Genomic DNA, 15,530 nt, shown 5'->3' on the forward strand with positions numbered 1-15,530 from the left:
CGCAGGCTGCATCTCCGCTGGTCAGCGTCACCTCCGCCGGTTAGGATCGAACACGTGTTCGATCCCGACAGGCTGGCTCCCGGCGGGATCGAACACGCCCTGGGCGCCTTGGTGTACCGGCGCCGCGTCGTGCCGATCTGCTCCATCCCGAGCTCCGGTCGGGGCGGGAGTGGCTGATCGAGTCCGGCCCGCACCGTCGCACGACCACGGTGGGCGCCGGGGCGGCCGAGCTCGACCGCCTGCTGGCGTCGGGGGCCGAGGCCCTGGCGCGGGCCACCACGGCGTCGAGGCAGGCGGCACGGCTGGCCGCGGTGTCCGCCTCCGCCCTCGCCGACTTCGCCCGCTGCCGGCCATCGGCGTTGCTGGACCGGCAGCCCGGTGAACGGGGAGCCATGTCCGCCGGCACGCGCGCCGCCCGCCCGGCTGCCCTGACCGAGGTCAGCGAGTGGGCGGTCGACGAGGCCGCCCTGGCCCTCCGCATCACCACCCGGGCCGCGTCGGTGCAGCTCGACGAGCCGTCACGCTCGTCGAGCGACTCCCCGCCACCCTGGCGCTGCTGTCCCGCGGCGCACTCACCCCGGCACACGCCCGGCAGATGGTCGCCGTGGTCGGGCCGGTCCGCGACGACGCCCTGCGCGCCGACATCGAGGCCCACGTGCTCGGCCTGCTGGGCGACAAGACCCCACCGCAGCTGGGGGACTGCGCGCGCCGCGTCGTCCTGCGCAAGGACGCCGAGGCCGCCGGTCGGAAGCTCGTCGCCGCGATCCGCGACCGGGGCGTGCGCCCGCACGACCGCCGCGACGGCACCGGCAGCATCGTGATCGACCTGCCGCTGCCCGCGTGCGCAGCGATCCACCGGGCGCTCGAGGCCCACGCCGAACAGGCCCGCGTCGACGGCGACGAGCGCACCAAGCAGCAGCGGATGGCCGACGTCCTGCAGGACCTGGTGCTCCGGCCCGGCGAGAACGGACTGCCGCCGGTGAGCATCGCCCTGACGCTGGTGGCGACCCTGGAGACCGTGCTCGGGGGCACCGAACCCGGACAGGTCGACGGTCACGTGGTGCCGGCCGAGCTGGTCCGCGAGCTGGCGTACACGTTCGGGCTGCTCCCCCGGCCCACGCCGGCGGTCGACGACCCGCCCGACGCCGAACCCGCCCTGGCGACGGCGTCCGGCTCGGCGACATCCGATCCGCCGACGGCATCCGGCAGGTGACGGACCGGCCGCCTGCCGCGACCGGGGTGCCGCCGGACGGCCCACCGGACCCACCGACACCGGTCACCGACCGCCCGCTGGCCGAGTGGATGGCGCTCGCCGCCGCCCGGGCGTCGTCGGGTGCCCGGCAGGCCGTCCTGGACGGGACCTGGACCGACGGGGACCTGCGCGGCCTGCTCGACCTGGGCGCGCTGCTCGGCACGCACACGATCCGCGGCACCGGGCTGGCCCACCGCCCGAACGTCGCGGTCGTCGACATGCTCCGCGGCAGCCTGGTCGCCCTCACCGACGCCGCCGGCCTCCGCCGCGGGGCCGCCCTCGGCCCACCCGCCGGGAGCGACCGGTACACCCCGGGCACCGACCTCGACCGGTTCGTCCGGCTCCGCGACCGGCGCTGCCGGTTCCCGGGGTGCCGCGCCCGTGCACGCACCTGCGACCTCGACCACTGCCGCCCGTGGCCCGAGGGCCCCACCGCCCACACCAACCTGTGCTGCCTCTGCGAGCACCACCACCGGCTCGAGCACCAGGCGCCCGGCTGGCGGTTCGACGTCGGCGACGACGGCGCGCTCGAGGTGACGGCACCCGGCGGAGAGGTGCGGCACAGCCATCCCCCGCGCTTCGGGACCGACCTCGACCTGCCGCCCTTCTGACCGGCACACCACGGCCGGCCCGACCACCTGCCGCGCTCCGGACAGCGGCGCGCACGGGCAGTGACGACCCGCGCGTTCGGGTGGCCTCGCGACACGCGGCCGGTCGACCGCGACGCGCGGACTCCCGTAGACGACCGGAACCGTCCGGGTCACGATGGGCGTCCACGTCGTCCGGTGGCTCAGGGGGGAGAGCAGTGGACAGGTCACGACGCGGCATCCGCTCGGCCCGGTTCATCCCGGCCGTGGGTGCGAGCGCCTGCGCGCTGGGGGTCGCGGCAGCGCTGACCGCGGCATCGGGGGCACCCGTCGCCGGCGCCACCGGAGGGCACCCCTCCTCGACCGGTGACGTCGACGCGTCGGCGTCCGATCCGGCCTCCGACGCCGGCCCGCTCGCCCTGCCGAGCATCGGTGTGCTCGCCCCGGGCTTCGAGAACGGGTGGGCACCGGCGCCGCCGCTGGAGCCCGTCGTCGACTGGACGGCCCTGACGCCCGAGGACCCGTTTCCACCCCTGGCCCGCGACCTCGACCGCTACCTCGACGAGGGCGCCTCCGCGGGGACCCAGGCCGCGCCGTCGAGCAGCCCCACGGCCGCCGCCCCGTCGAGCAGCACGGCCCCCGCCCCCTCGACCGCTCCCGGCGTCACGCCCGCGCCTGCCCCGGCGGGGACCGCGAGTGCCACGCCGGCGCTTACCGGCACCCCGGCGCCGACCGGGACCCCGACGCCGACCGGGACCCCGACGCCGACCGGGACCCCGACGCCGACCGGGACCCCGACGCCGACCACGCCGGCCTCCACGGCCCCGAGCACCGCCCCGGCCGCGGCCCCCACCGAGACACCGACGCCCACCGAGACACCGACGCCCACCGAGACCCCCGCACCGACGGAGACGCCCACCGAGACGCCGACGCCCACCGAGACCCCCGCCGAGACGCCGAGCCCCACGCCCAGCGAGACCCCGACGCCGACGGAGACGCCCACCGAGGCTCCGGCACCCACCGAGACGCCGGCGCCGACGGAGCCGACCGAGACCCCGACTCCGACCTCCGAAGCGCCCGCGCCTGTGGAGACGCCCGCGCCTGTGGAGACGCCCGCGCCCGCGCCCACGGAGACGCCCGCGGATTCGCCGGCACCCACCGAGGCCCCCGCCCCGGCGGAGCCGACCGACACACCGGCCCCCACGCCCACCGACCCGGCGTGCGAGGACCCCGCGGTGACGGACCCGGCGACGACGGCACCCGAGCAGCCGGCCACCGACCCCGCGGCCACCCCGGAAGCCACTCCGGAGGCCACCGTCTGCATCCCGGCCGGACCGGCGCCCGCCACTCCCTGATCCGCGACGGGACGGAGGCCCCCACCCCTCGTGCGGGGTGGGGCCTCCGCCGTTGTCCGGAGGCCGGGGTCGGCCGGGCGCTCACTCCGTCAGGTCCGCGGCGTACCAGACCTCGCGCAGGCGGCGCCCGGCCCACTCGCGCTCGAGGACCTCACCCGTCGGACACCAGCCGGCCCGCTCGTAGAAGCACCGCGGCCCGGTGTTGCGTTCCTCGGTGCGCAGCCGGGCGCGCTGCCACCCCGCCCGGCGCAGCAGGTCGACGACGGCGCCGAGCAGCGCCCGCCCGGTCCCCCTCCCCTGCCCGGCGGGGTCCACGTAGAGCAGGGCCACCTCACCGGTGGTGACGTCGGCCCGCCCGAACCCGACGACGACGCCGTCGCGTTCGGCCACCAGGAACCCCGGTGCGGTCACCCGCTCCTGCCACAGCGGGACGTCGGGCTCGGCCAGGACGTCCCCGAGGAACGACGACCAGGCCGCCCGGCCGGCCCGCGCGTGCACCGACGCGACGCCCGCCGCGTCCCCCGGCTCCGCCGGCCGGATCAGCACGCCGTCCACCCCAGCAGTGTGGAGCCGGGACGGCGAGGGACCCGCCACCCGATCCCGGGTGACGGGCCCCTGTCCGTGAGCAGGTCAGCGCTCGGCGGCCTTGGCGAAGTGGGCCACGCACTGCCCCTGGTTGCGGAAGACCGGGTCGGTGCTGGAGGCCCAGCCGCCGTCCTTGCACTGCTGCTTGCCGGTCAGGCGCACGTGCTCGGCGAAGGTGTAGGTCGTCCCGGCGAACTCGATCGACTCGATGACCCCGTCGCCCTGGACCCCGGATCCCAGCGAGAAGCCGAACGCCCGGACATCGGCGTTCGGGAAGGCGTCCCGCCACTGGTCGAGCGTGCCGTGGTTGGGGCCCCCGGACCCCGAGCTGACCTTCTCGGGGGCGCCGTCCTTGACGAACTGTGCGGCGGCGTTGTTCAGCCACCAGTCGTCACCGTAGGAGGCCGGCTCGCCGATGAGGATGCCGTCCAAGTCGCCGTCGGAGTCGAAGTCGATCCGGAGCTGGAAGCCGGGCGGGATGGTGCCCGAGGTGGCCGTGTAGTCGAGGCTCGGCTCCCCCACGTCGGCGAGCGGGACGTCGGTGGCCACGTACTCGGCGACCTTGTCCGTGCCCGGTGAGCCGGCGGGAGCGGTGTTCGGCGTCGTCCAGACGCGCAGGCCGGTGCCGACCACGTCGTAGTGGCCCGTGGCGCGGGTGTCGCTGAGTGCGGGGACGAACTCGTCCGGCACGTGGAGGACATCGGTCGCGGCGGCCTGGGCGGCCGGACCGGTGAACAGGATGGTGGCGCCGGCGGCGAGAGCCCCGGCGACGGCGGTGCTGCGGCGCACGCGTCGTCTCCTCGATCAGGGCGCCGGATCCGGATGACCGGCGCGCAGTGCCCGGACGCTAGGTCGCCGTCGAACCGGAACCGCGGAGGTCCGCACCGTGCCGGGCGCACCCGTCCCACCACCCCCGCGGACCCCGCTCGTGCAGCCGCCGGCCGGTCGGACGACGATGGGGCGTGCCCATCGACGCCACCACCACCTACACCGCCGACCCCGACCGCGTCCTCGCCGTCCTCACCGACGAGACCTTCCTGCGCGAGGTGGCCGCGGCCCTCGAGGCGCAGGTGCAGGAGGCGTCGAGCAGCGCCGACGGCACCGCCACCACGACCCGGGTGCGGCTGTCGGCCCCCACGACGGGCATCCCGCCGGTCTTCGCCCGCTTCGTCGGCAGCACCGTGCCCGTCTCGCAGACCACCACCTGGACCTCGGACGGCGACGGCGGCCACCGGGGCGCCCTCGACCTGCGCGCCGAGATCATGGGCCGCGAGGCGCGGGTGCGCTGCGAGCGGCGGCTGACCCCCTCCGCCGACGGGACGCGCGCCACGGTCACCGGCGACGCGAAGGTCCACGCGCCGCTCATCGGCCGGCAGGCCGAGGCCGCCGTCCGCGACCTGGTCACCCAGGTGGTGCTGCGCCGCGAGCACGAGGTGCTGCAGCGCCGGCTCGGCGAGTCCGGCTGAACCCCGCTCAGGCCAGCCCGGCCAGCGCCCGGAGCAGCACCTCCCGGGTCTCGGCCGGGTCCACCACGTCGTCGACCTCGAACGCCGAGGCCACGGTCAGCGCCCCACCCCGCGCGTAGGACTCGGCCACCAGCTCGGCGAAGCGCGCCTCCCGCGCCGCGGGCGGCAGCGCCTCGAGCTCCCGCCGCGCCCCCAGCCGGACGGCGCCCTCCAGGCTCATCGGCCCGAACTCGCCGGTCGGCCAGGCCAGCGTCAGCAGCGGGGCCCGCAGGTCGCCGCCGAGCATCGCCATCGCGCCCAGGCCGTAGGCCTTGCGCAGCACCACCGCCAGCAGCGGCGTGCCCAGCTGCGCGCCGGCGACGTAGAGCCCGCCGAAGCGCCGCACGGTGCCGGTGCGCTCGGACTCCGGCCCGACCATGAACCCCGGGGTGTCCACCAGCGAGACCACCGGCAGCCCGGCCGACGCGCACAGCCGCAGGAACGACGCCGCCTTGTCCGCCGACTCCCCGTCGATGGCCCCACCGAGGTGGCGCGGGTCGTTGGCGAGGAACCCCACCGGCCGCCCGCCCAGCCGCGCCAGCGCGGTGACGACGCCGCGGCCGAACGCCGGGCGCAGCTCCAGCACGCTGCCGGCGTCGGCCAGCGTGCCGACCACCGGCCGCACGTCGTAGCTGCGCACCCGGTTCGCCGGCAGCGCCGTCCGCAGCGCCCGCTGGTCGCCGCCCTCCCCCGGCTCGACCCGGCCGGCCAGCAACCCGACCGCCTGCCGGGCGGCGGCCACGGCGGCCGCGTCGTCGGGCACCACGACGTCGACGACGCCGGTGGCCGCGTGCACCGCCGTCGGGCCGACGTCGTCGGGCGCGACGACGCCCAGCCCGCCGGCCTCGATCATCGCCGGGCCGCCCATGCCGATGCTGCTGTCCTCGGTGGCGACGACGACGTCGCAGCAGCCCACCAGCGCGGCGTTGCCGGCGAAGCAGTACCCCGAGACGACGGCGACCGTGGGCACCCTGCCGGCCAGGCGCGCCATGGTGGTGAACGTCGGCACGTCGAGGTGGGAGAAGCCGGCGCCGTCGGTGTCACCGGGCCGCCCGCCGCCGCCCTCGGCGACCAGCACCACCGGCAGCCCCCGGTCAGCGGCGAGCTCCAGCAGCCGGTCGGTCTTGCGGTGGCCGGTGCGTCCCTGCGTGCCGGCCAGCACGGTGTAGTCGTAGGCCAGCACCGCGCAGGCCACGCCGCCGACCTCGCCGACGCCGGTGACGATGCCGTCGGCGGGCGTGCGGGCGACGAGCTCCTCCAGCGACCGGCGGGCGCGCTGCGCGGCGAGGCCGAGCTGCCCGTACTCGACGAAGGTGCCGTCGTCGACCAGCGCCGCCACGGTCTCCCGGGCGGTCATCCGGCCCGCGGCGTGCCGGCCCGCGACCGCCTCCGGCCGCGCCTCGTCGAGCGTGGCCGCCCGCCGCCCGAGCAGCTCGGCCAGCTCGGGCCGGACGGCGTCGGGGTCGGCCGTCCCCGGCCCGGCGGCCCCGGCCCCGACGTCCCCCGGGACGACCCCGCCGAGCACCGCGCCGGCGGTCACGACGTCGCCCACGCGCACCGCCAGGCCGGTGAGCACGCCGCCGGCCGGTGCGGCGACCACGTGCTCCATCTTCATCGCCTCCAGCACCACCAGCGGCGCGCCCGCGGCGACGGCGTCCCCGTCGGCGGCGGCCACCTCGACCACCGCCCCCGACAGCGGCGCGGTCACCGGCAGCACCCCGTCGACGGGCCGCACCTCCGCCGTGGGCCGGTCGGACACCAGCTCGGCCAGCCGCGCGTCGACCAGGTCGGTGCCGGCCCCGCCCGCGGCCACCTCCGGGAGCGCGACCAGCGCCGCGAGCAGGTCCCGGTTCACCGGCACGCCGGCGACGTCGAGCTCGGCCAGCGCCCGGGCGGTGCCGGCGAGCGCGCGGGGGAGGTCGCGGTCGTGCACGACGACCTTGGCCAGCAGCGAGTCGTAGCGGGGGCCGACCTCGGCGCCGGGCACCGCGGCGGTGTCCACCCGCACGCCGCGCCCGGTCGGCGGGACGAAGCGCTCCAGCACCCCGGTGCCCGGCTGTACGGTGCCGTCGGGCAGCAGCGTCTCGGCGTTCACCCGCGCCTGCACGGCGGCGCCGCGGGCCGGGGGCGGCGCGGACAGGCCCAGGTCGGCCAGCGACACCCCCTCGGCCAGCCGGATGCCCACCTCGACGAGGTCGAGGCCGGTGACCTCCTCGGTGACGGTGTGCTCGACCTGCAGCCGCGGGTTGACCTCGAGGAAGGCGACCTCGCCGCCGCGGACGAGGAACTCCACCGTCGCCAGGCCGCGCAGCCCGGCCGAGCCGCACAGCGCCGTCGCCCAGGCGGCCAGCCGGGCGCGGAGGTCGTCGTCGAGGGCCGGGGCGGGCGCGACCTCGACCAGCTTCTGCCGGCGCCGCTGCAGCGAGCAGTCGCGGTCGCCGAGGACGACTCCGCGGGCGCCGTCGCCGGCCACCTGGACCTCGACGTGCCGGGCGCCGGTGAGCAGCCGCTCGAGGTAGACCCTGCCGTCGCCGAACGCCGCGAGCGCCTCCGACCGGCAGCGCTCCAGGGCGGCGGGCAGCCCGGCCGGGTCGTGCACCGGCCGCATCCCGCGCCCGCCGCCCCCGGCGAGCGCCTTGACCATGGCCGGGCCGCCGGCGAGGAACGCCGCGGCCGCCTCGGGGCCGGGGTCGGCGCCGGTGGCGGCCAGCACCGGCACGCCCTGCTCGGCCGCCCGCGCCCGGGCCCGGGTCTTGTCGCCGAAGAGCGCGAGCACGCCGGCGTCCGGGCCGACGAAGGCGATGCCCGCGTCGGCGCAGGCGCGGGCCAGCCGCGGGCTCTCGGCGAGGAAGCCCCAGCCCGGGTGCAGGCCGTCGGCGCCGCTGCGCACGGCGGCGCCGACCACCGCGGCGACGTCGAGGTAGGCGGCCGGGCCGGTCCCGGGCAGCCGGACGGCGTCGTCGGCGCGGCGCACGTGCAGGCTCCCGGCGTCGTCGGCGGGGGCGATCGCGACGGTGGACAGGCCGAGGGCGGCGGCGGTCCGCAGCACGCGGACGGCGACCTCGCCGCGGTTGGCGACCAGCAGGCGGGTGACGCTCACGGACGCCGGAGTCTAGGGAGCGCGCCGCCGCGATCCGGGGCAGGCTGCCGGACATGACGACGCCGCCGCAGCCCGATCCCGACGCCCCCCAGCCGCGCGACATCGCCGTGGAGATGGAGACTCAGGAGGTGGCCGCCGACCTGGAGGAACGCAGCGACCCCCAGGAGCCGGCGAACCCGGCCTGAGCAGGGGACGCGGGCCCGCTCCCGGGCGTAGCGTTCTCGCATGTCCGCCGAAACCGGTACCGGACGCGTGGTCGCCGGGCGCTACGCGGCGTCCGAGGTCATCGGCCGAGGTGGCATGGGGGTCGTGTGGCGGGCCACCGACCGGGTGCTGCAACGGCCGGTCGCCCTCAAGGAGATCGTCTACCCGTCGCACCTCACCGACGAGGAGCGCGAGTCCCTGCGGCTGCGGACCCTGCGCGAGGCCCGGACGGCGGCCCGGCTGGTGCACCCGTGCGTCACCACCCTCTACGACGTCGTCGAGGAGGACGGCCGGCCCTGGTTGGTCATGGAGCACGTGGAGTCCCGCAGCCTGCAGGAGATCGTGCAGCGCTCGGGCCCCCTGCCGTGGCGCACCGTGGCCCGCATCGGCCTCGACGTCCTCGACGCGCTGGAGGCCGCGCACGCGGCGGGCATCGTGCACCGCGACGTCAAGCCGGCCAACGTGCTCGTCGGCTCCGACTGCTCGGCGCACCTGACCGACTTCGGCATCGCCACGGCCACCGGCGACGCGTCCATCACCACCTCCGGCGCCATCCTCGGCTCCCCGGCCTACATGTCGCCGGAGCGGGCGCGCGGCGAGGAGCCCGGTCCCGCCGTCGACCTGTGGTCGCTGGGCGCGACCCTCTACACGGCGGTCGAGGGCCGGCTCGCCTTCGACCGGCCCGAGCCGATGGCCACGCTGCTCGCCGTCGTCCAGGAGGACCCCGCTCCTCCCGAGCGGGCCGGCCCCCTGGCGCCGGTGCTGCAGGGGCTGCTCACGCGCGACACCGCGCAGCGGTGGGACGTCGGCCGCGCCCGGGCCGGCCTGCGGGACGCGCTCGCCGGCGCCGGGCCGGGGCCGGCCTGGTCACCGCCGGCACCCGGCGGCCCCCCGGCCGTGAGCGGGCCGACGCTGGGCAGCCAGGTCGAGCGCTTCGAGCTCGACGACCTGCGCGCGCTGGCCTCGGTCATCGGCACGGTGGCCCGCGACGCGCGCGACCAGGCCCGCTACCTCGCCGAGAAGCGCAAGGAGCGGAAGGAGCGGAAGGAGCGGAAGGAGCGCAAGGAGCACCGCTCCGGGGAGCACCGGCACGGCAGGGAGCGCGGGCCGGACCGGGGGCACCGGGCGCGCGCGGTCGCGCCACCGGCTGCCGCGCCGCAGACTCCCGCGCCGCAGACTCCCGGGCCGGCGGCTCCGCGGGGGATGCCGCGCACGCCGCAGCGCACCCGCCGGCGGGGAGTGCAGCGCTGGCGGTTCAAGCGCCGCTGGGTCGTCGTGCCGGTCGTCGTCACCGTGCTGGCCGTCGTCGCGGCCCTCGGCGGGCTGGTGGCGCTGGTCGCCGCCCTCCTCGGCTTCTGGTGATCAGCCCCGGCGGACCAGCCCGGCGGGGTCCAGGCGGCGCTCGGCGACGTAGTACAGCGTCGCGCCCTCCGGCACGGGGGTGTCCCAGGAGGGGCTGACCTGCAGGCCCTCGCCGGTGCGCAGGGCCAGCACGGTCGCGCCGTGGTCGCGGCCGAAGGCGGTCTGGCACTCGCCGAAGGTGCGGTGCGGCATCCCCGGCGGCACCCGCACCGAGTAGGTGTTGCCGTGCCCGCCGGCGGTCATCAGCTCGTTGTAGACCTGGGTGAGCCCGGGGTCGGCCGCCTCCTCCGAGAGCAGGAACGGCATGTGCCACTGCACCACCTGCACCCCGGCGTTGACGTAGCGCAGGGTGGCGCGCCGGCCGAGGTCGCGCACGGCCGCGACCATGTGCACGTCGGGGTTGGCGTGGTCGACGGCGACGGCGATGGCCAGCGTCTCGTTGTCGTCGCGGCCGTCGATGACCACCGTGCGGGCGCGGGCCACCCCGGCGCGGGTCATGACGTCGGCGTGCGTCAGGTCCCCGCGCACGAAGGAGACCGCCGGCTCCTCCGGCATCGGGTTGACCGCGACGTCGTCGTGCGCGCACAGCGCGATCCGCGTGCCCGGCTCGACGGTCAGCTCGGCGACGATGCGCTCGGTGCGCCCGGGCGTGTAGCCCAGGACGACGACGTGGTCCCGGAGGTCCAGGCCGACCACTCCTCTCAGCCGCTTGCCCCGCGTGGTCTGCAGGGCGGTGGCCAGCTCGGTGAACAGCAGGGTCAGCGTGACGATCCCGCCGACGATGACGTAGGCCCCGACCACGCGGCCGCCGGTGGAGACGGGGAACAGGTCGCCGTAGCCGACGGTGGCGGCGGTGACGACGAAGTACCACCAGTAGTTCGCCGGCGCGGCGATGCCGCTGCCGGGCGGCTCCACCAGCGCCATCGCCGCCCAGCTGGTGAGGAACACCAGGGCGGCGACGGCCAGCGGCAGCCGCCAGCCGCCGAGCCGCAGGCGCAGGGTGCGCAGGAGCCGCTGCAGCAGGAACGGCAACGCGGGACCCCCTCGGCCGGGCGGGCGGACACCGCAACCTACCGTCGCACCGCCGCCCGGGGCGTCCCCCGCGAGCGGGAGGGGTAGCGCTGCGGCATGCGCACCTCCGAGCTCCTCCGGTACGCCTACGCGCAGGTCGGCGAGACGCTGCGGCGCGCCGTCGCCGACCTGACCCCCGAGCAGCTGGCCCAGCGGCCCGGGCCCGGCGCCAACCCCGTCGGCTGGCTGGCCTGGCACCTGCTGCGCGTGCAGGACGACCACCTCGCCGACGTCGCCGGCACGGCACAGGTGTGGACCGCGCAGGGCTTCGCCGCCCGCTTCGGCCTGCCCGTCGACGACGCCGCCACCGGCTACGGCATGTCCGCGGAGGAGGTCGAGGCGGTGCGGGTGCCCTCCGCCGGGCTGCTGCTGGAGTACGCCGACGCCGTCGCCGCGGCCAGCGACGCGTTCCTCGACGGGCTGACCGACGACGACCTCGACCGCGTCGTCGACGAGCGGTGGGACCCGCCGGTGACCCTCGGCGTGCGGCTGGTCAGCGTGCTCTCCGACGACCTGCAGCACGTGGGCCAGGCGGCCTACGTGCGGGGACTGCTGGGCGCCTGAGCCGCCACACCGTCGCGGCCCGAGTGGGCGGTCGCGGTCGGCGGCACGCGCCGACACGCCGTCCCGGGCGGCCAGGACCGCCCACTCGGCGTCCGGGGGCCGCGGTGGGGCTCGGCCCGCGGGCAGCCCGGCGCCGTCCGGCGGCGGGCTCCCGCCGCGCGTAGCGTCGGCGCGTGACCGACACCGCGCTCACCGACTTCTACGCCCTCGAGGACCTGCTCACCCCCGAGGAGGTCGAGATCCGCGACCGCGTGCGGAACTGGTGCGCCAAGGAGGTCACGCCGCGGATCAACGACTACTGGGAGGCTGCTGCGTTCCCCTTCGAGCTGGTGCCCGGCTTCGCCGAGCTCGGCATCGCCGGGGGCACCATCCAGGGCTACGGCTCGCCGGGGATGAGCTGCGTCGCCGCCGGGCTGGTCGCCGCCGAGCTCGCCCGCGCCGACGGCAGCATCGGCACCTTCAACGGGGTGCACAGCTTCCTCGCGATGCAGTCGATCGCGCTGCTGGGCTCGGAGGAGCAGCGGGAGCGGTTCCTGCCGCCGATGGCGCGGATGGAGCAGATCGGCGCGTTCGGGCTGACCGAGCCGCAGCACGGCAGCGACGCGGTCGCCCTGGAGACCAGCGCGCGCCGCGACGGCGACGCCTTCGTGCTCGACGGGCAGAAGAAGTGGATCGGCAACGGCACGATCGCCGACCACGTCATCGTGTGGGCGCGCGGCGAGGACGGCCAGGTCGGCGGCTACGTGGTCGAGAAGGGCACGCCCGGCTTCACCGCGCGGGTGATGACCGGCAAGACGGCGCTGCGCGCGGTGTGGCAGGCCGAGATCACCCTCGAGGGCGCGCGGGTGCCGGTGGAGAACCGGCTGGAGAACTGCCGGTCGTTCAAGGACGTCTCCACCATCCTCGACCGCACCCGCTACACGGTCGCGTGGCGGGCGCTGGGGCTGGCGACGGCGGCCTACGAGCTGGCACTGGAGCACAGCCTGCACCGGGAGCAGTTCGGCCAGCCGATCGCCGGCTACCAGCTGGTGCAGGAGAAGCTCGCCCGGATGCTGGCCGAGATCACCACCATGCAGCTCATGTGCTGGCGGCTGTCCACCCTCGCCGACGCCGGCCGGATGACCGCCGCGATGGCCTCGCTGGCCAAGCGGCACTGCTGCGCCACCGCCCGGCAGATCGTCGCCGACGCCCGCGACCTCTTCGGCGGCGACGGCATCCTGCTCGAGCACCACATCGCCCGCCACCACGCCGACATCGAGGCGATCTACACCTTCGAGGGCACCGACCACGTGCAGGCGCTGATCGTCGGCCGCGAGATCACCGGCCTGTCGGCCATCAGCGGCCGGCGGCGCTGACGCCCCGGTCCTCGCGTGTGCCCCGGCGGCCGCCGGGGAAGGGTCCGGTCCCCTGCCGCGGACCGCGACCCCCAGGAGACGCCGTGACCGAGACCCAGCGCGACGTGGTGGAGCTGCTCAGCGCCGACCACCGCGAGTTCGACCGCATCTTCCGTGAGCTCGAGCAGTTGATGGGCAGCACCGACCCCGACGCGCTCGCCCGCAAGCGCGCCCTCGTCGACGAGGTGAGCATCGGCCTGGTCAAGCACTCCGTCGCCGAGGAGACGCAGGTCTACCCGCGGGTGCAGAAGGAGGTCGACGCCGAGGAGGCGCAGCGGTCCAAGCACGAGCACGACCGGGCCGAGCACACCATGAAGCAGCTCGAGCGGCTCGACCCGTCCGACGAGCGCTACGACGTCGAGATCCGGACGCTGATCCACGAGATCCGCGGCCACGTCGAGCACGAGGAGGGCCGCATGTTCACCGAGCTGCGCGCCTCCTTCGACCGGGCGGAGCTGGTGCGCATGGCCGAGCAGGTGGAGCGGGTCAAGAAGATCGCGCCGACCCGGCCGCACCCGATGACGCCCAACGAGGGCGTGGTCCGGACGGTGGTCGGGCCGGTCGCCGCGCTCATCGACCACCTGCGCGACGCCGTCAGCGGGCGGGGCAAGCAGGACACCTGAGCCGTCCGGCGCCGCCGCTGCCCTCCTGGCGTTACCGTCGGGAGGGCAGCGGCGTCAGGAGGGGTCTTCGGTGGAACCAGTCAGCCTGGTGGTCGGTGCGGCACTGCTGGCCGTCGGGTTCGTGGCCGGGCGGCTCGGACGGCGCCGTCCCGCCGCGCCGCCGCCGAACCCCGTGCCGCTGTGCGGCTGCGGTCACGCGCTGAGCCAGCACGACACCGAGACCAACACCTGCTACGCCGAGCTGCGCCGCGACTCCTACGACAAGCGCGGCCGCTGGGCCGGGCACACCTGGGTGCCCTGCACCTGCCGGCAGTACGTCGGCCCGCGCCCGATCGACGAGGTCTTCGTCCCCCGGATCCTGCCGCCCGCGGAGTGAGCGGACGGCGGTTCAGACCCGCGCCGCGGCGACGTCGGTGAGCGCGGCGACCAGCGCGCCCACCCGCTCGGCGCCGAGCTCCGCGGCCAGCGCGTCCTCGTGCGCGCGCACCAGCGCCTCGAGCCGGTCGAGCCGGGTGCGGCCGCGGGCCGACAGGTGCACCCGCACCCGCCGGCCGTCGTCGGGGTCGGGCAGCCGGTAGGCCAGCGCGGCGTCGACCAGCCCGTCGACCAGCCGGGTGGCGGTGGGCGCCGGCATCGTCAGCGCGCCGCCCAGCTCCCCCATCGTGCAGCCGGGACCGGCGCCCAGGGCACGCAGGACGCGGTAGGAGTCCAGCGTCGCGCCGTCCTCGGCCAGCACCGCGGTGACGCCGCGGGCGACCCGCCGGGTGACCGCGGTCAGCAGCTCCACCAGGGAGGGCCCGGTCGACGGCGGCACGGGAACACCCGTGGCCCGCTGCTCGACCGTCATGGTCGGCACCATACTCAGGCGGTGCCCGGACCGACCGTCCCGCTGGACGCCTGGGAGGCCGCCGTCGTCGGCCGCGCCCCCGGCGTCGCGCGGGTCGGTCTGGCCGTCCCGCTGTCGGGTCCCCTGGCGATGACCGCGCCGTCGGCGCTCGACCTCGCGGGCCTGGCCGCCGACGAGCTCAACGAGGCCGGCGGCGTGCGCGGGCGGGCGCTGGAACTGGTCGCCGTCGACGCCGGGCGCCGCCCGGCCGAGGTCGCCGCCGAGGCCGCCGCACTGCACGCCGCCGGCGCGGTCGACGTGCTCGTCGGCTTCTCCACCAGCGACGTGTCCCGTGCCGTCGCCGGGGCGCTGGCCGGGCGCGCCGGCTACGTGTTCACCCCGCCGCACGAGGGCGGCCGCAGCACCGGCGGCGTGCTGCGGATCGGCTCCTCCCCGCTCGGCCAGCACGCCGCCGCCCTGGCCTGGCTGGTGCGCCGGCGGCGGGCCCGGCGCTGGGTGCTGCTCGGCACCGACTACGTGTGGCCGCAGGCGGTGCACCGCGCGGCCCGCGCGGTCCTGCGCGAGCTGGGCGCCGAGGTGGTCGGCGAGCTGCTGGTGCCCTTCGGCCCGGCCGACCCCGGCCCGGCCCTGGACCTGGTCCGCCGCAGCCGCGCCGACGCCGTCCTGCTCAGCCTGGTCGGCCGCGACCTGGTCGCCTTCAACCGGGCCTTCGCCCGCGCCGGCCTCGACCGCCGGGTGGTCCGGCTGTCGGGGGCGCTGGAGGAGAACGGCCTCTACGCCGTCGGCGGCGACGGCTCCGGGGAGCTCTACGCCTGCATGCCCTCCTTCGCCGCGGGAGCCGGCGCCACCGACGAGGGGCAGCTCGCGCTGCAGGAGCGGCTGGCCGCCCGCGCCGGGCCGGACGCGCCGGTCGTGTGCGCCTACGCCCGCGGCGTCTACGACGGCGTCCGCACCGCGGCCGGCCTGCTCGCCGGCGAGCCGGCGCCGCCCGTGCGGGCACCCCGGTCCCGGCTGGCCCGCGCCGACGGCCTCGTCTTCCGGGAGGTCTGACCGCGGGGCCGACCCCCCGGTGTTTCCAGTT

Annotated in this window: 16 protein-coding genes; 10 read left to right on the plus strand and 6 right to left on the minus strand. The window is 77.1% G+C overall.

Annotation, left to right across the window (positions count from 1 at the left end; translation table 11 throughout):
* The first annotated feature begins 445 nt into the window (after positions 1–445).
* Positions 446–1,213: a DUF222 domain-containing protein gene (locus CHC04_RS07180; RefSeq protein ID WP_089403157.1), complete on the plus strand. Its 768-nt coding sequence runs from the start codon at positions 446–448 to the stop codon at positions 1,211–1,213.
* Complete coding sequence (locus tag CHC04_RS07185) at positions 1,210–1,863, plus strand: HNH endonuclease signature motif containing protein (protein WP_089403158.1); 654 nt, start codon at positions 1,210–1,212, stop codon at positions 1,861–1,863. Before CHC04_RS07180 ends, CHC04_RS07185 begins: the two co-directional genes overlap by 4 nt.
* Before the next feature lie 529 nt (positions 1,864–2,392).
* Here the strand turns inward: CHC04_RS07185 and CHC04_RS07190 are convergent.
* From CHC04_RS07190 to CHC04_RS07200, 3 genes are all read right to left on the minus strand, one after another.
* Positions 2,393–2,842 carry a hypothetical protein gene (locus CHC04_RS07190; protein ID WP_176449854.1) on the minus strand — a complete coding sequence of 150 codons (450 nt, stop codon included), beginning with the start codon at positions 2,840–2,842 and terminating at the stop codon, positions 2,393–2,395.
* A gap of 433 nt (positions 2,843–3,275) precedes the next feature.
* Positions 3,276–3,749: a GNAT family N-acetyltransferase gene (locus CHC04_RS07195; protein ID WP_176449855.1), complete on the minus strand. Its 474-nt coding sequence runs from the start codon at positions 3,747–3,749 to the stop codon at positions 3,276–3,278.
* Between the two features lie 75 nt (positions 3,750–3,824).
* Positions 3,825–4,568, minus strand: a complete 744-nt coding sequence (locus CHC04_RS07200) for a hypothetical protein (protein ID WP_089403160.1) — start codon at positions 4,566–4,568, stop codon at positions 3,825–3,827.
* Positions 4,569–4,741: 173 nt separating this feature from the next.
* On the opposite strand from CHC04_RS07200, the gene CHC04_RS07205 reads away from it, so the two are divergent.
* Positions 4,742–5,245, plus strand: a complete 504-nt coding sequence (locus tag CHC04_RS07205) for a DUF2505 domain-containing protein (protein ID WP_089403161.1) — start codon at positions 4,742–4,744, stop codon at positions 5,243–5,245.
* A gap of 7 nt (positions 5,246–5,252) precedes the next feature.
* Here CHC04_RS07205 and CHC04_RS07210 read toward each other — a convergent pair whose 3' ends face one another.
* The gene (locus CHC04_RS07210) at positions 5,253–8,384 is read right to left on the minus strand and encodes an acetyl-CoA carboxylase family protein (protein WP_089403162.1); all 3,132 of its coding nucleotides are present in this window, start codon (positions 8,382–8,384) and stop codon (positions 5,253–5,255) included.
* A 53-nt stretch (positions 8,385–8,437) separates the two neighbouring features.
* Between CHC04_RS07210 and CHC04_RS25205 the strand changes: the two genes are divergently transcribed.
* Together CHC04_RS25205 and CHC04_RS07215 are read left to right on the plus strand one after the other, a co-directional pair.
* On the plus strand, positions 8,438–8,569 hold the full coding sequence (locus CHC04_RS25205; protein WP_281252199.1) for a hypothetical protein: 132 nt from the start codon (positions 8,438–8,440) through the stop codon (positions 8,567–8,569).
* Positions 8,570–8,609: 40 nt separating this feature from the next.
* Positions 8,610–9,950, plus strand: a complete 1,341-nt coding sequence (locus CHC04_RS07215) for a serine/threonine-protein kinase (RefSeq protein WP_089403163.1) — start codon at positions 8,610–8,612, stop codon at positions 9,948–9,950.
* On the opposite strand, the gene CHC04_RS07220 is transcribed toward CHC04_RS07215, so the two are convergent.
* Positions 9,951–10,982, minus strand: a complete 1,032-nt coding sequence (locus CHC04_RS07220) for an NAD-binding protein (RefSeq protein WP_089403164.1) — start codon at positions 10,980–10,982, stop codon at positions 9,951–9,953. It lies immediately after the preceding gene.
* Positions 10,983–11,078: 96 nt separating this feature from the next.
* On the opposite strand from CHC04_RS07220, the gene CHC04_RS07225 reads away from it, so the two are divergent.
* From CHC04_RS07225 to CHC04_RS07240, 4 genes are all read left to right on the plus strand, one after another.
* Positions 11,079–11,585, plus strand: coding sequence for a mycothiol transferase (locus CHC04_RS07225; protein ID WP_089403165.1), 507 nt, complete (start codon positions 11,079–11,081; stop codon positions 11,583–11,585).
* A 173-nt stretch (positions 11,586–11,758) separates the two neighbouring features.
* Positions 11,759–12,940, plus strand: a complete 1,182-nt coding sequence (locus tag CHC04_RS07230) for an acyl-CoA dehydrogenase family protein (RefSeq protein WP_089403166.1) — start codon at positions 11,759–11,761, stop codon at positions 12,938–12,940.
* A gap of 83 nt (positions 12,941–13,023) precedes the next feature.
* Positions 13,024–13,602 (plus strand): hemerythrin domain-containing protein, encoded by a 579-nt coding sequence (locus tag CHC04_RS24000; RefSeq protein ID WP_176449856.1) that lies wholly within the window; start codon positions 13,024–13,026, stop codon positions 13,600–13,602.
* A gap of 70 nt (positions 13,603–13,672) precedes the next feature.
* On the plus strand, positions 13,673–13,978 hold the full coding sequence (locus tag CHC04_RS07240; RefSeq protein ID WP_089403168.1) for a hypothetical protein: 306 nt from the start codon (positions 13,673–13,675) through the stop codon (positions 13,976–13,978).
* A gap of 12 nt (positions 13,979–13,990) precedes the next feature.
* Here CHC04_RS07240 and CHC04_RS07245 read toward each other — a convergent pair whose 3' ends face one another.
* The gene (locus CHC04_RS07245) at positions 13,991–14,449 is read right to left on the minus strand and encodes a MarR family winged helix-turn-helix transcriptional regulator (RefSeq protein ID WP_089403407.1); all 459 of its coding nucleotides are present in this window, start codon (positions 14,447–14,449) and stop codon (positions 13,991–13,993) included.
* Positions 14,450–14,470: 21 nt separating this feature from the next.
* Here CHC04_RS07245 and CHC04_RS07250 point away from each other — a divergent pair, with 21 nt between their 5' ends.
* On the plus strand, positions 14,471–15,499 hold the full coding sequence (locus CHC04_RS07250) for an ABC transporter substrate-binding protein (protein ID WP_217897214.1): 1,029 nt from the start codon (positions 14,471–14,473) through the stop codon (positions 15,497–15,499).
* Positions 15,500–15,530: the final 31 nt, after the last annotated feature.

Source organism: Geodermatophilus saharensis (assembly GCF_900188205.1).
GTDB lineage: Bacteria > Actinomycetota > Actinomycetes > Mycobacteriales > Geodermatophilaceae > Geodermatophilus > Geodermatophilus saharensis.